The organism is Streptomyces sp. NBC_01381 (assembly GCF_026340305.1).
Taxonomy (GTDB): Bacteria; Actinomycetota; Actinomycetes; order Streptomycetales; family Streptomycetaceae; genus Streptomyces.
Map to the genome: position 1 here is coordinate 178,840 of NZ_JAPEPI010000002.1, position 13,843 is coordinate 192,682.

Genomic DNA, 13,843 nt, shown 5'->3' on the forward strand with positions numbered 1-13,843 from the left:
CCGGCCGGGAGCTGGTCGCGCTGCGGCGGCTCCGCGCGATCGACGGGGGAGCGGCACTCAGGAGACGGTGTCCCTGGAGGCGTTCTTCGAGCGCCCGGTGTCGCTCTCGCCGTCCGGGGTGAACCAACCGTTCTCGCCCCCGACTTCACGAGGCGTACTCGCGCCGCCTGCCCCGAACTCGCGCACTCCCGGCACCGCCGCCGTTCCCACGCACGCGACGCCCACCACAAGGGCCGCGATCCAGAGGGGCGCCGCCACGCCCCACGCGTCCGCCGCGAGGGGCGCGAGCACGTAGCCGAGGGGCATCGCGGCCAGCGAGAGCAGCCAGTCGTACGAGGTGACGCGGGCCAGCACGCCGGGCGGTATCGCCGCCTGGACCGATGTCGCCCACACGGGGCTGAGGAAGCCGAGGCCCGCCTGTGCGACGGCGTAGGCGCCGATGATGAGCGGGGCGGGGGCCTCGGCGGCGAGCAGGCCGAGGGGCAGGGCGTACGTCGCGAGGCCCAGGTTGGCCGCCAGGATCGGGCGCCGGGGCCGGGCCCGCCCCGCGAGCAGCGAGCCGAGCAGCAGCCCGATCGCGCCGGCCTGCAGGATGCCGATCCATACGTCCTCGCCGCCCAACTCCTTGACGGCGATGGCGGGTCCGAGGGTGGTGAGCACGGCGGCGGCGCCGTTCCACGCGGAGTGCGCGACGAGGCTGGTCCAGTACCAGTCCCGGCACCGCACCTCCTGCCACCCCTCGACCAGGTCCTTACGGAGTGAACGGCGCCCCTCCGGAGTGACCCGCCGCACGCGGATGGCGGCCAGCAGGCACGCGCTGACGGCGAACGAGACCCCGTCGAGCACGAAGGCCCAGCCGGGGCCCGCGTACTTGATGAGGAGCCCGGCGAGCGCGGGGCCGCCGACCATGGCGGTGCTCTTGACGACGCCCAGTGCGGAGTTGGCGGCGTGCCGCTCCTTCCCGTCGACGGTGCCGGTGATGAGGGTCGGCAGGGTGGGCATGGCGAACGCGGAGGCGGCGCCGCCGACCGCCGATGCGAGGGCGATGTGCCACAACTGGGGGTTTCCCCCCAGGAGTTCGACGCCTACGAAGAGCTGCGTCAGGCATCGCACGACGTCGGTGCCGAGCGCGACGGTACGGGCATTGAACCGGTCGCCGACGACCCCGCCGATGGGAAGCAACAGCAGCCTCGGCCCCATCGCGCAGCCGAGGACGAGGGCAAGCGCGGAGGCGGAGCCGGTGGCGCGGATGACGGCGAGGGAGAGGGCGGCGGGGATGACGGCGTCGCCGATGAGGGAGAGGGAGCGGCCGAGGAAGAGCAGCCGGAAGGGGCGGTTGCGCAGCAGGGGGTGCGACGGCATGGAGGGGACTGTATTTCGGAACCGAATTATTCGTCAACGAAATATATGGAACCGAAGAGTCGAAGTAGGCTGCGCTCCATGGCGGACAAGCGCGACAGCGCGACGGCGAGGGATGCGGGAACGGCGAGGGACGCGGAATCGGGGAACGCGCCCGAGAATGCCCGCGAAGGACTACCCGAGAACGCCCACGAAGGAGCCCCCGAGCCGGCCGCCCGCGACTGGACCGACGGTCACGTCGAACGCTGGCTCCCCGTGCTCCCCGGCCTCGACCCCGACATCGAGGGCGCCGTCACCCGCATGAAGAAGCTGACGGTGTATCTGCGCCGGATCCGCGAGCAGTCCCTGATCGACTTCGACCTGGAGCGCCCGGAGTTCGACACCCTCCACAAACTGGCGGGCCGCGGCGGCCGGGCCACCCCCTCCGAGCTCGCCGCCGACCTGGACCTCGCCCCCGCCTCCGTAACGGGCCGTCTGGGCGGCCTGGAGAGCCGGGGCCTGATCCGCCGTACCCCCTCGAAGGAGGACCGGCGCCGGGTCGACGTGGAGCTGACGAAGTCCGGCCGCTCGATCTGGCTCGGCGCGATGGACGTCCTCGGCCACGAGGAGTACCGCCTCCTCGGCGTGCTCTCGAAGGACGAGCGGGCCCAGCTCTCGGACATGCTGCGCCGCATCATGCTGGTGGCGGAGGAGGGCGGCGGCGCGTCCTGGCGCTGACGCCGCTCCCGCCCCCTGCGGGTCAACTCCGCGCCAGCTCCGGCCGCTTGCGGTAGTCGGTGAACCCGACGACGTTCCCCCACGGGTCGGCGACCTCCACGGTCCACCCGGTGGCCACGGAGAACGGCGGCGCGAGCAGCTTGACCCCCGCAGCGTCCAGCGCACGCCCCGCGGCGCGCGCGTCGCGCACCTCGAGCCACACCCTGGGGGAGGCCCACGGCGGCGGCTGCCGGACGACTTCGTCCTCCACGCGCAGCAGCACGCCGGGCATCTCCTTGCCCACCTTGAGGATGGCGAGCCCGATCTCGTCGATCCGGGCGGAGACGGGGAACCCGAGACGCTCGTAGAACCCGACGGCCTCGTCCAGGTCACCGACGGGGAGGAGGACGTTGTCGAACCCGAGGAGATCGGTCGCCTGCCCGGCGGCGGCCTCGCCTGCGGACTGGCTGACGGGCTGGTCAGCTGACAGGCCGACCGACTGGTTGTCTGACATTCCGTCAGAATAAGTCGGCTGCCCCGAATTCAGCCGCACTGCCACCGCGGAGCGCCCACATGGACGCGGACGTCACCCGGCTGGCGTGCTGGACGGGCTGCCGCCCGCGGGTCAGTGGTTGATCGGGGACGCGGCAAGGCGTGGCGGCTCGTCGCGTTTGAGGGTGACGATCACTCCGCTGAGCTGGGGTTTTTGCGCTGGTTGGCGTGGAAGCGCGCCTTCTTCTGGCGATTCCCGCATGTGTTCATGTCACACCATTTGCGGGTGCGGCTCTGGCTGGTGTCGAAGAAGGCGGCCTGGCAGGTCGGCGATGCGCACAAGGCCAGTTTTCCGTCCCGTTCGCCCGCGATGATGCTGATCGCGTCGGCGGCGATCACGCTGAGGGCATCTTCCACGCGGGAAGCCGAGCTGAGCCGCCATCGCCGCTCGCCCTCGGGTGTCAGGATCGCCGCGGCCCGGCCCTGAGCGCTGCAGTCATTGATGACTTGGACAGCAGTCGCAGGCAGAGCGTCCTGGATCGCGGCCGCTGTCGCGGCGGCGTGAATCGACTCCCTCAGTTCCCGGGCGAGGTCGAGCTGGGCGGTGGTGCAGGAGTCCACGGCGAGGCCGCTCACTGCCAGCCAGTCGATGAGTCGGTGCGGCGTGGGAATGCGCTCCACGGCGTTGCCATGACGCTCCGACAGGGTCCCCGTGAAGCTGGTCGCCAGCACGTTGCCGAGGCGGAAGTCAGGGAATCCAGCACGCATGGAACCACCTTAGCCGGTTGCGGCGTGGCTCGGGCAACTGCTAGAACCGTCTTAGCCGGTTCCGCGATGGCCAGGAGGTCTCATGCCCCGTCCAACCAGCGACGTGCAAGCATTCGAAGCCCACGCAACTGACGCCGACCTCGACGATCTGCGCGCGCGACTGGCCGCGGCGCGGCTACCGGAGGCCGAGACGGTCCATCGCGCCGCGCCCGACCCTCGCCGATGGGAACAGGGCGTCCCTCTCGCCGACCTCGTCGACGTCGTGAACTACTGGCGCACCGGGTACAACTGGCGGTCGTTCGAAGAGCGCCTCAACCAGATCGGCCAGTTCCGTACGACCATTGATGGCCTGGGAATCCACTTCCTGCACCGCCGATCCGCGCGCGCAGATGCCACGCCTCTGATACTGACGCACGGCTGGCCAGGCAGCATTGCCGAGTTCATCGATGTGGTGGACGAGTTGGCAGATCCGAAAGACGCAGCCGCGCCGGCGTTCCACGTCGTGGTCCCGTCGCTGCCGGGCTTTGGTTACAGCGACAAGCCGACCACCACCGGGTGGGGAACGGAAAAGATCGCGGCCGCGTGGGTGGAACTGATGGGAAGGCTCGGCTACAGCAAGTTCGTGGCCCACGGCGGAGACTGGGGAGGGAATATCACCACGGTTCTCGGCGGCAGGTTCCCGGCGCACGTTCTCGGCATCCACACATTGTTCGCGGAGGCGCCGCCCGGATTGACGACGGACGGGCTGACGGCGGCCGAGCGCAAATGGACCGAGGAGACCCGCCACTTCTGGCGCCACCGCGCGGCGTACGCGAAGCAGCAGGCGACCCGACCGCAGACCATCGGCTACTCGCTCGTCGACTCACCGGTCGGGCTTCTGGCCTGGATCCTCGACAAGTTCGCCGAGTGGTCGGACACCGAGGACAGCCCGTTCGAGACGATCTCCATCGACCGTGTTCTTGACGACGTCACCCTGTACTGGCTGACGCGGACCGGCGCATCGGCGGCCCGCATTTACTACGAAAGCCACAACTCGCTCGATCCCCAACTCCGGGTCGACGTCCCGTCGGCAATCACGATGTATCCCCGCGACATCGAGAAGAGTCCGCGCCCCTGGGCACAGGAGCGCTACCGACAGATCGTCCGATGGGGATCGCCCGAGAAGGGGGGACATTTCCCGTCGCTGGAGGTTCCCGAGTATTTCGTCAAGGATCTACAAGAGGGCCTCGCGGCAGTGCTGGCCGCCAATCGGTGAATGCGGCTGGGTGCCGGCACTCGATCACCGCCTGATCGTGGCGAGGCTCTCAGATGCCGATGGAGGCATCCGAGAGCCTCGCTCCGTCAGCGGTTGATCGACTGGATCTCCTGGACGTTGACGTCCTGCGTCCCGTCGAACGTGCCGTTCGGCAGGTCGCCGCCCGCGCCGCCGGTGCCCTCCCAGGTGATCTCCCAGGTGATGGACGCCTTCAGCTGGAACGGCTTGCCGTCGGTGGCCCGCAGGTAGGAGATGCCGCACGGCGGGTCCTGCTTCGAGGAGCCCTTCGTGTACGGGGTGCCGATGCTGCCGTCGTCGTTGACCTTGCACTCACCGGACGCGGGGAAGGTCTGCGCGTCCGCCGTACCGGGCTCCAGGTGGAGGCTGACCGGCTTGGCCGTGGTCTCTGCCCACAGGTCCGTACCGGGCAGTTCGGCGCGGACCTTGACGTCCTCGAAGGTGCCCTTGTCCAGCCAGACCCAAGTGGGCAGGTTCACCGTCGACTTGCCTTCCGGCTTCAGTTCGACCTTGGTGTCCGGGACCTTGACCTTGTCGTACGCGTACGAGGCGAGGACCTCGGGCGTCGGGGCGTTGGCGATCTTCGGGAGGGTGCCGGCGTCCTGCCAGAAGAGGATCTCCTCGCAGTCGTACGCCGCCGGATCGTCTTCCATGTCAGGGTTGACGACACCGCGCCAGAACTTGCCGTTCTTGCCGAGGTTGAAGTTCTTGTAGCTCTTGATGCCGTCGCTCGGCGACTTGTCCTTCTCGAAGGTGTCCACCATCAACTGCTCGCCCCAGCTGAGCGAGGGAGTGACCGGGACCAGGTTCTCGTTGGGCGTCTTCTTGAGCTGGTCCGTCGCGGCCTTCACCTGCTCGGATGTCGCCACGGGCTCGTACCAGCAGGCCGGGGGCTTCCAGTTGGGGTCCACCGGGGCGAGCCCCTTGGTGGAGGAGCCGCCCTTGCCGCCGCTGACCTGGTTGACCGTGATGTTCGTGGTGCCGACCCCGGCGTTCAGCGTGTTCTTGTTCGCGCCACCCGAAGGCCCCGGTGGATTCTGGTTGTTCTTGTCCCCGATGGCGTACGCCGCCGTCGAGGAGAAGCCCAGAGTGAGGGCCGTGGCGAGGAGGAAGGCCCCTGCCTTCGCGGACGTCCGCATCACTTGCACCCGCCCGGGACGGTCTCCAGGGAGACTGCCTGCCACACGCCCTGCTTGGACTTGGTGAGCCTGGCCCGGTACTGCAGCACCGAGTCGGGGGTGTCGGGGGTGGCCGTGACCTTCTTGGTCTTGCGGTTCTTGGTGGACGCCTTGCGCTCGTCGACGCAGTAGAAGAACACAGCCGTGTCCTTGCCGTTGACGTTGACCTTCGGGTTGTAGGCCTTGACCTCACCGATCAGGCTGTCGTCGGTCTCGGTGAAGCCCTTGATCCACTTGCGGGCCGTGGTGAGCGAGGCGCCCGAGTTGTAGAACGCCACCGCGTCCGAATCAGGGTTCCCCTCGATGATCGCCGCGTACTTCGCCCGCAACTCCTCTTTGCCGTCGTCCAGGACCGCCTGGGCCTTCGGGTCACTGTTCGTCCAGCCCGAGAAGTTCGCCTGGAACTCGGCCGGGATCTTGATCTCCGGGCGCTTCGCACCGTCCGGCTTCACCGACGGACTCGCGGAAGCCTTCGAGCCGCCACCCGCCCCCTCGATCTCGTCCGAGGATCCGTCGTCCCCGCCTCCCGAACCGCAGGCGGTCAACAACAGGGCCGCGGACGCGGTGAGCGTGGCCGTCATGAGACGGATGGGGCGGTTCACTCGGGACTCCCGTGAGGTGGGGGGTAACTGAAGCGAACCAACGCTATCTCTGGGGCGACTGAGGACACCAGGAGGATTTGATCAACAGTCTGTGCTTTTACGCCGATTCAGGCGCATTGCTCGCGGGGTCGACGCTCAACTACCGTCCCGCACAGGCTTTCCCGCCTCCAAGACCTCCGTCACGTCGAGCGTGACCTTCGCGCCGATCGACTCGGGCAGGGTGACCAGCTGGCCCGGGGCGTGCACCTGGTGCGTCTTGTACTCGTCGTTGGACGGGTCCATGAGGGTGTGGAGGCGCCCGTGCTTGCGGTCGACGATGACGTAGATCGGGAGCTCGGCGGCGGCGTACGACGTGACCTTTGCCCGGAGGTCGTTCTCGTAGTTGCTGGAGGTGACTTCAAGGACGAGGCGGAAGGAGAGGGGGTCGTAGCAGTTGTTCTCGATGAGGTGCTCGTCGATGTCGGCGTCGACCACGACGAGGTCGGGGATCGCGTAGTCCACGGCACCCGTGGGGAGCCAGAGTCCGACTCCTTCGAGAACCTCGGTTTCCCCGCCGTCGAGCCCGGCCGCGGCGAACGGGCGCCTCAGCCGGGAGAGGGCGCGGGCATGTGCCACGTCCGGGGGAGGGGTCACGGTGATCTGGCCTCCGATGATCTCGACGCGGTGGCCCGGGTTGCGATCCATGAGCAGGCTCGCCTCGGCGAGCAGGGACCGCTCGCCGGACAGGTCGTCATGGGGCCGCTCGGCAGCTGCTGCGGACATCGCGTGCCTCCTGAGGGCTGGTGTCGAGAACATCATCGTAGGACGGGAAAGGGGCCGGAGTCCGGTCCCGACGCGTTCACCGGTACGGGTGAGCGAAGCCCTGGCCGGCCGCCCGGAACAGCGAGAGGGCCCCGCCCTCGGTACAAGACCGGGAAAGGGGCCCTCGACAGCTGCGTAAAGCCAGCCGAAGAAATCAGAAGCGCCGCGTGATCAACGCCCGCTTCACTTCCTGGATCGCCTTCGTGACCTCGATGCCGCGCGGGCAGGCGTCCGTGCAGTTGAACGTCGTGCGGCAACGCCACACGCCGTCCTTGTCGTTGAGGATCTCCAGGCGCTGCTCGCCCGCCTCGTCACGCGAATCGAAGATGAAACGGTGCGCGTTGACGATCGCGGCCGGGCCGAAGTACTGGCCGTCGTTCCAGAAGACCGGGCACGAGGACGTGCAGGCCGCGCAGAGGATGCACTTCGTGGTGTCGTCGAACCGCTCGCGGTCCTCCGGCGACTGCAGGCGTTCGCGCGTCGGCTCGTTGCCGGTGGTCACCAGGAACGGCATGACGTCGCGGTACGCCTGGAAGAACGGGTCCATGTCGACGACCAGGTCCTTCAGGACCGTCAGACCCTTGATCGGCTCGACCGAGATCGGCTTGGACGGGTTGATGTCCTTGATCAGGGTCTTGCAGGCCAGGCGGTTGCGGCCGTTGATGCGCATGGCATCCGAGCCGCAGATGCCGTGGGCGCAGGAGCGGCGGAAGGTCAGCGACCCGTCGAGCTCCCACTTGATCTTGTGGAGGGCGTCGAGGACACGCTCCTTGGGGTCGATCTCCACCTGGAAGTCTTCCCAGGTCGCGTCCGCCGAGATCTCCGGGTTGAAGCGGCGGATGCGGAACGTGACCGTGATGTACGGGGAGTCGGCGAAGCCGGCCTCGGGCTTGGCGTCTTCCTTGTCGAGGGTCGGGGTTGCCATCAGTACTTACGCTCCATCGGCTGGTAGCGGGTCTGGACGACAGGCTTGTAGTCGAGGCGGATCGACTCGGCGCCGTCGTCGCCGACCTCGCGGTACGCCATGGTGTGGCGCATGAAGTTGACGTCGTCGCGGTTCGGGAAGTCCTCGCGGTAGTGACCGCCGCGGGACTCCTTGCGGGCCAGGGCCGACTGCGCCATGACCTCGGCCAGGTCGAGCAGGTTGCCCAGCTCGATGGCCTCCAGGAGGTCGGTGTTGAAGCGCCGGCCCTTGTCCTGGATCGAGACGTTGAGGTAGCGCTCGCGGAGCTCCGCGATCTTCTCCACCGCCGTCTTGATCGTCTGCTCCGTGCGGAACACCATGACGTTGGCGTCCATGGTCTCCTGCAGCTCCTTGCGGAGCTCGGCGACCCGCTCGTTACCCGTGGCGTCGCGCAGGCGCTCGACCTGGGACACGACGAGCTCCTCGGCGTTCTCGGGGAGCTCGACGAAGTCGTTCTTCGCCGAGTACTCCGCCGCCGCGATGCCCGCACGACGTCCGAAGACGTTGATGTCCAGGAGCGAGTTGGTGCCCAGGCGGTTGGCGCCGTGCACGGAGACGCAGGCGACCTCGCCCGCCGCGTACAGGCCCCGGACGACTGTGGTGTTGTCCGCGAGGACCTCACCCTCGACGTTCGTCGGGATGCCGCCCATGGCGTAGTGCGCGGTCGGCTGGATCGGGATCGGGTCCGTGTAGGGCTCGATGCCGAGGTACGTACGCGCGAACTCCGTGATGTCCGGGAGCTTCGCGTCCAGCTGCTCCGGCGGGAGGTGCGTCAGGTCCAGGTACACGTGGTCGCCCTCGGGACCGCAGCCGCGGCCCTCTCGGATCTCCGTGTAGATGGAGCGCGAGACCACGTCGCGCGACGCGAGGTCCTTCATCACCGGCGCGTACTTCTCCATGAAGCGCTCGCCGTCCTTGTTACGGAGGATGCCGCCCTCACCACGGGCGCCTTCCGTGAGGAGGATGCCCATGCGCCAGATGCCGGTCGGGTGGAACTGGAAGAACTCCATGTCCTCCAGCGGCAGGCCGCGGCGGTAGCAGGCCGCCTGGCCGTCACCCGTCAGCGTGTGCGCGTTCGAGGTCACCTTGAAGAACTTGCCGGTGCCGCCCGACGCGTAGACCACGGACTTCGCCTGGAAGATGTGGATCTCGCCGGTGGCCAGCTCGTAGGCGACCACGCCCGCGCTCTTCTTGACGCCGTCGACCTCGACGAGGAGCTGGTCGAGGACGTAGAACTCGTTGAAGAACTCCACGCCCTCCTTGATGCAGTTCTGGTACAGCGTCTGGAGGATCATGTGGCCGGTGCGGTCGCCCGAGTAGCAGGCACGGCGGACAGGAGCCTCGCCGTGGTTGCGGGAGTGACCGCCGAAACGGCGCTGGTCGATCTCACCCTTGGGCGTACGGCCGAACGGCAGGCCCATCTTCTCCAGGTCGAGGACCGCGTCGATGGCCTCCTTCGCCAGGATCTCGGCGGCGTCCTGGTCGACCAGGTAGTCGCCGCCCTTGATCGTGTCGAAGGTGTGCCACTCCCAGTTGTCCTCCTCCACGTTGGCGAGCGCGGCGGCCATGCCGCCCTGCGCCGCGCCCGTGTGGGAGCGGGTGGGGTAGAGCTTCGTCAGGACCGCGGTGCGGCTGCGCTTCGTCGACTCGATGGCCGCGCGCATGCCCGCGCCGCCGGCGCCGACGATGACAGTGTCGTACTTGTGAATCTTCACTGGGTTCGCCTCGGCTTTAGCGGATGTTCGGGTCGAAGGTGAAGATCACCAGCGTGCCCAGAAGGATGGTGAACACCGTGGCGGTGTACAGCAGGCCCTTGAGCCACAGGCGCGTGTTGGCGCGCTCCGCGTAGTCGTTGATGACCGTGCGCAGGCCGTTGGCCCCGTGCAGCATCGCGAGCCACAGCATCAGCAGATCCCAGACCTGCCAGAACGGGGACGCCCAGCGGCCCGCGACGAACGCGAAGCCGATCTTCGATACTCCGCCGTCGAGCACCAGCTGGATCAGCAGGTGGCCGAGGACCAGGACGACCAGGACGACTCCGGACAGGCGCATGAAGAGCCATGCGGCCATCTCGAAGTTGCCGCGGGTCGAGCGCGGGGTCTTGGAGGTGCGCTTGCGCGGCGCCTCGATGACGGGTGCCGGGTTGTCGACGTCGTAGAGCGAGGCGCCCTCGACGGGGCCCACTCCGGACTTCTCGAGCGTGGTGTCGGACATCTGGCGTCAGCTCCCGAGGACTTCGCGGACGGCGTGGCCGAGGACCGGGTAGAGCGCCCCCACCATCAGGACGACCCAGATGCCGACGACGGTCCAGAGCATCTGCTTCTGGTAGCGCGGGCCCTTCGACCAGAAGTCGACGGCGATGACACGCAGGCCGTTCAGTGCGTGGAAGAGGATGGCGGCGACCAGGCCGTACTCAAGGAGTGCGACGAGGGGCGTCTTGTAAGTGCTGACGACATCGTCGTACGCCTCCGGGGAGACGCGGACGAGAGCGGTGTCCAGCACATGCACGAACAGGAAGAAGAAGATGAGGACGCCGGTGACTCGGTGAGCCACCCAGGACCACATTCCTTCCCGGCCGCGGTACAGCGTTCCAGCCGGCACGGCAGAACCCTCCGGGAGCGGGGATTGGGGCCAGCCGGCTTGGGTGGTCGGACGGGCCCGGCCGGGTACGGTCCACCGGCCGCTCGTCATCGTATCGACGAGTTGTCGGTTCGCTCGCGCGGGGTAGCCAGGTGTGATCAAACAGGCAATCAAACAGGCACGTACGGGCTATTCAGCTCGTGCACGAGCCGGGTGAGTCGCCCGCGGGCCAGCTTGCGCAGTTCCTCGGCGGCCAGGACGCGCTCTTCCTCCGGATCGTTGCCCAGGCGCGCGCGGATTCCGGCCAGCAAATGGTCCAGGGCCTCGCCCTGGGCGACGCCGTCCAGGCAGATCACGAATACGTGACCGAAGCGGCTCTCGTACGCGGCGTCCGCGGCGCTCAGTGCGGTGTGCGCGGCGGAGTACGTGCCCTGGCGGGGGACCCGCGGCTCAAGAGGTTCGCAGGCCAGGGCCTCGGAGAGGTCGGCGGGCGGGAGGTCGTACGCCGCCTCGTCGGACGCGGCGAGCAGCGCGTCGAGGTCGGGGTAGGGCCGGTGGGCGACGAGGCGGCGGGCCCAGGCGTGACTGCCGCAGCAGGTGAGCAGGGCGGCTTCGGCGGCTGCCGGCTCTGCGGTGTTCAGCTGCTCTGGGGTTCGGGACGAACTGTGCGGGGGCAGCGGGACTCCTGGGCAGGGGACATCGATGAGGGGCGGCTGGGGGATTTGTCGTAACGCTAGCGAGATGTGGTGGGGGCTGTCTGACGGATGCGTGAATCTCACCCGGATGGGAGAGTTTCGCTTCGCGTGGTGGACGGTACGGCCGCGGGCCCCGTTTTAACGTGGGCGGATGACTGGTGTCTGTGCACAGGGCGGCAAGCAGTGATCCCCCGCCGGTTGGCCGTCGCCGCCGGAGTCGTTGCCGCCGGGGCCGTTGCCCTGACCGTGGCGGTCTGGCCCGACGGGAGTGACGGTTCGGGCGAGGCCACTCCACCCCCCTCCGACGGCAAATCCGCCGTTTTGCAGACCCCCACCCCATCGCCCACGAAGTCGTACCCCCTCTCCAAGGCCCCGGCCGTCATCCCCGCCGTGCGCGAGCACACCGCCGCGCGCGGGCCGGGATGGCGGCCCGCGGCCGGCGGGCGTGTCGTCGTCGGGGACGGGGACCTCGCGGACGAGGGCAGGCTCATCGCCGGTGAGCTCAAGCTCGCGTACGCGGGGGACGAGAACCCCCGCAAGGGGGACGTGGAGCTGGTCATCGATGAAGACGCCGATGGCGGCGACGAGTCGTACACCCTCTCCGTGAAGGGGCAGCGGGTGAAGATCAGCGCCCCGGCCGAAGCGGGTGTCTTCTACGGGACGCGCACGCTGAAGCAGGCGGTGAAGGGGGAGCGGACCGCGCCCGAGGGTGTCGTACGGGACCGGCCCGCCAAGCCCCAGCGCGGCTTCATGATCGACATCGCCCGCAAGCACTTCAGCGCGGAGTGGATCGAGGACCGTGTCCGCGAACTCGGCGACCTCAAGTACAACCAGCTCGGGCTGCACTTCTCCGACGACCAGGCGTTCCGCATCGAATCGGACTCGCACCCCGAGATCGTCTCGCCAGAGCACCTCACCAAGGCGCAGGTCCGCCGCATCCTCAAGCTCGCGGCCGCCCGGCACATCACCGTCGTGCCGGAGATCGACTCGCCGGGGCACCTCGGCGCGGTCATCAAGGCGCACCCCTCCCTGCAGCTCGTCGACACCCGCGGCGTCGCCGCGCCCGGCGCGGTGGACATCTCCAAGCCGCAGGCCGCCGAGATCGTCGACGAGCTGCTTGAGGAGTTCGCCGATCTCTTCCCCGGGCGCTACTGGCATCTCGGCGCCGACGAGTACCGCGCCCTCATGGTCGACAACCCGGAGGCCTCCTATCCGCAGCTGGCCGCCGCGGCCCGCGAGCGGTACGGGCAGGGCGCCCGCGTCCAGGACCTCGCCACCGGCTGGCTCAACGACCGGGCCGACACCATGCGCCCGTACGAACGGCGACTCAGGGCGTGGAACGACGGGTTCTTCCGCGGCGGGGTCGAGGAGGCCGCCGACGATCTGGACGTCGCGTACTGGACGGGCAAGGAGATCGGAGCGCGGGAGCCCGTCGAATATCTGAAGGCGGGCCGGAAGGTCGTCAATTACAACGACGAGTACCTCTATTACGTCCTCGGCCAGCCGAACGCCTTCGTCTATCCGACCGGACAGCGGATCTACGAGCAGTGGACCCCGCTGGTGATCCGCGGGACGCGGCCGGTGAGCGCCGAGTACGACGACCAGATTCTCGGCGGTACCTTCGCGGTCTGGTGCGATCTGGCCGGATCGCAGACCCCGGAACAGGTCGCGGCGGGGATCAGGATGCCGCTGCTGGCGACGGTCCAGAAGCTGTGGGATCCGCGTAAGCCGACGCTGCCGTGGGGCGACTTCGTGAAGCTGGCGGACGAGGTGTCATAGGTGGCGCCGAGTAGTCGCACGGATCCGTTTTCTGCTTTTTGGTGGCGAACTCGCGTAAGTCTGTGGTGTATTCGGCCAAAGCCGATCGCAGCCGTCGAGCGCAGTTGAGCAGAGTCGAACCACGGGGGGACGCGGGCATGGGCTACTGGGGTTACTACGTCGTGGGCAGGAGCGAGCGGCCGCTCGTGGAGCTCACGGCGGTGGCGGGGGTGCGTGACGAGCTCAGCCTTCTCGTCCAGCGGGACGACGGCTGGCAGGTGTGGGAGGTGCCGGGCGGCGAGGGCACGCGCGACGTCGGCAGCATGAACTCCCTCGCCCTGGAGACGGGCGCGCCCGCGCTCTTCGGGTACGTCATGGACAGCGACTGCGTGGTCGTCGAGGCGGCCGCCCCGGAGAGCGGGGCCTGGACGACCTGCCTGGCGAGGACCGCGATGGCGGGATACCTGGGCGACGACGGGCTCAGCCTCGACGATTACTTCCTCGAGCCGCGCGACGCGGCGGACCGGGCGGTGGCCTGGGCGGCGGAGTCGGGCAGGACGGTGTCCGCCGCGCCGATCCTGGACGTCCTGAACGCCGCCGCGGAGCCTTCGGCGGAGCAGCTCTTCTTCCGCTTTCTGGACCGTCTGGGCGTTGTGCCGCAGTGAAAGGCGGGGCTC

The 13,843-nt window shown here is 68.6% G+C and carries 15 protein-coding genes; 4 read left to right on the forward strand and 11 right to left on the reverse strand.

The features are described 5' to 3' along the window. Positions 1–57: 57 nt before the first annotated feature. Positions 58–1,362 (reverse strand): MFS transporter, encoded by a 1,305-nt coding sequence (locus tag OG453_RS22525; RefSeq protein WP_266870204.1) that lies wholly within the window; start codon positions 1,360–1,362, stop codon positions 58–60. 78 nt (positions 1,363–1,440) lie between these two features. On the opposite strand from OG453_RS22525, the gene OG453_RS22530 reads away from it, so the two are divergent. After that, a complete protein-coding gene (locus OG453_RS22530) occupies positions 1,441–2,076 on the forward strand; it encodes a MarR family winged helix-turn-helix transcriptional regulator (protein WP_266870206.1) in 636 nt (211 codons plus the stop codon). A 22-nt stretch (positions 2,077–2,098) separates the two neighbouring features. On the opposite strand, the gene OG453_RS22535 is transcribed toward OG453_RS22530, so the two are convergent. Then, positions 2,099–2,569, reverse strand: a complete 471-nt coding sequence (locus OG453_RS22535; RefSeq protein WP_266870208.1) for a VOC family protein — start codon at positions 2,567–2,569, stop codon at positions 2,099–2,101. A 170-nt stretch (positions 2,570–2,739) separates the two neighbouring features. Continuing rightward, positions 2,740–3,315, reverse strand: a complete 576-nt coding sequence (locus OG453_RS22540; RefSeq protein WP_266870210.1) for a CGNR zinc finger domain-containing protein — start codon at positions 3,313–3,315, stop codon at positions 2,740–2,742. Positions 3,316–3,397: 82 nt separating this feature from the next. Here OG453_RS22540 and OG453_RS22545 point away from each other — a divergent pair, with 82 nt between their 5' ends. Then, a complete protein-coding gene (locus OG453_RS22545; protein WP_266870212.1) occupies positions 3,398–4,570 on the forward strand; it encodes an epoxide hydrolase family protein in 1,173 nt (390 codons plus the stop codon). Positions 4,571–4,656: 86 nt separating this feature from the next. On the opposite strand, the gene OG453_RS22550 is transcribed toward OG453_RS22545, so the two are convergent. From OG453_RS22550 to OG453_RS22585, 8 genes are all read right to left on the reverse strand, one after another. Then, complete coding sequence (locus tag OG453_RS22550; protein ID WP_266870214.1) at positions 4,657–5,727, reverse strand: hypothetical protein; 1,071 nt, start codon at positions 5,725–5,727, stop codon at positions 4,657–4,659. Next, entirely contained in the window at positions 5,727–6,368 is a 642-nt protein-coding gene (locus OG453_RS22555; RefSeq protein ID WP_266870216.1) for a hypothetical protein, read from the reverse strand. The genes OG453_RS22550 and OG453_RS22555 overlap by 1 nt, the downstream gene beginning before the upstream one ends. Positions 6,369–6,503: 135 nt before the next feature. Further along, on the reverse strand, positions 6,504–7,130 hold the full coding sequence (locus OG453_RS22560) for a Uma2 family endonuclease (protein WP_266870218.1): 627 nt from the start codon (positions 7,128–7,130) through the stop codon (positions 6,504–6,506). A gap of 193 nt (positions 7,131–7,323) precedes the next feature. Then, positions 7,324–8,094 (reverse strand): succinate dehydrogenase iron-sulfur subunit, encoded by a 771-nt coding sequence (locus OG453_RS22565; protein ID WP_266870220.1) that lies wholly within the window; start codon positions 8,092–8,094, stop codon positions 7,324–7,326. After that, the gene (sdhA, locus tag OG453_RS22570; RefSeq protein ID WP_266870222.1) at positions 8,094–9,848 is read right to left on the reverse strand and encodes a succinate dehydrogenase flavoprotein subunit; all 1,755 of its coding nucleotides are present in this window, start codon (positions 9,846–9,848) and stop codon (positions 8,094–8,096) included. The genes OG453_RS22565 and sdhA overlap by 1 nt, the downstream gene beginning before the upstream one ends. A gap of 16 nt (positions 9,849–9,864) precedes the next feature. Beyond that, entirely contained in the window at positions 9,865–10,347 is a 483-nt protein-coding gene (locus tag OG453_RS22575) for a succinate dehydrogenase hydrophobic membrane anchor subunit (RefSeq protein ID WP_266870224.1), read from the reverse strand. Between the two features lie 6 nt (positions 10,348–10,353). After that, positions 10,354–10,734, reverse strand: a complete 381-nt coding sequence (gene sdhC, locus OG453_RS22580; RefSeq protein ID WP_266870226.1) for a succinate dehydrogenase, cytochrome b556 subunit — start codon at positions 10,732–10,734, stop codon at positions 10,354–10,356. Between the two features lie 149 nt (positions 10,735–10,883). Continuing rightward, complete coding sequence (locus tag OG453_RS22585; protein ID WP_266873089.1) at positions 10,884–11,354, reverse strand: 2-oxo-4-hydroxy-4-carboxy-5-ureidoimidazoline decarboxylase; 471 nt, start codon at positions 11,352–11,354, stop codon at positions 10,884–10,886. A gap of 237 nt (positions 11,355–11,591) precedes the next feature. Here OG453_RS22585 and OG453_RS22590 point away from each other — a divergent pair, with 237 nt between their 5' ends. Both OG453_RS22590 and OG453_RS22595 read left to right on the forward strand, forming a co-directional pair. Continuing rightward, positions 11,592–13,187, forward strand: coding sequence for a glycoside hydrolase family 20 protein (locus OG453_RS22590; RefSeq protein WP_266870228.1), 1,596 nt, complete (start codon positions 11,592–11,594; stop codon positions 13,185–13,187). Positions 13,188–13,324: 137 nt separating this feature from the next. Next, a complete protein-coding gene (locus OG453_RS22595; protein ID WP_266870230.1) occupies positions 13,325–13,831 on the forward strand; it encodes a hypothetical protein in 507 nt (168 codons plus the stop codon). Positions 13,832–13,843: the final 12 nt, after the last annotated feature.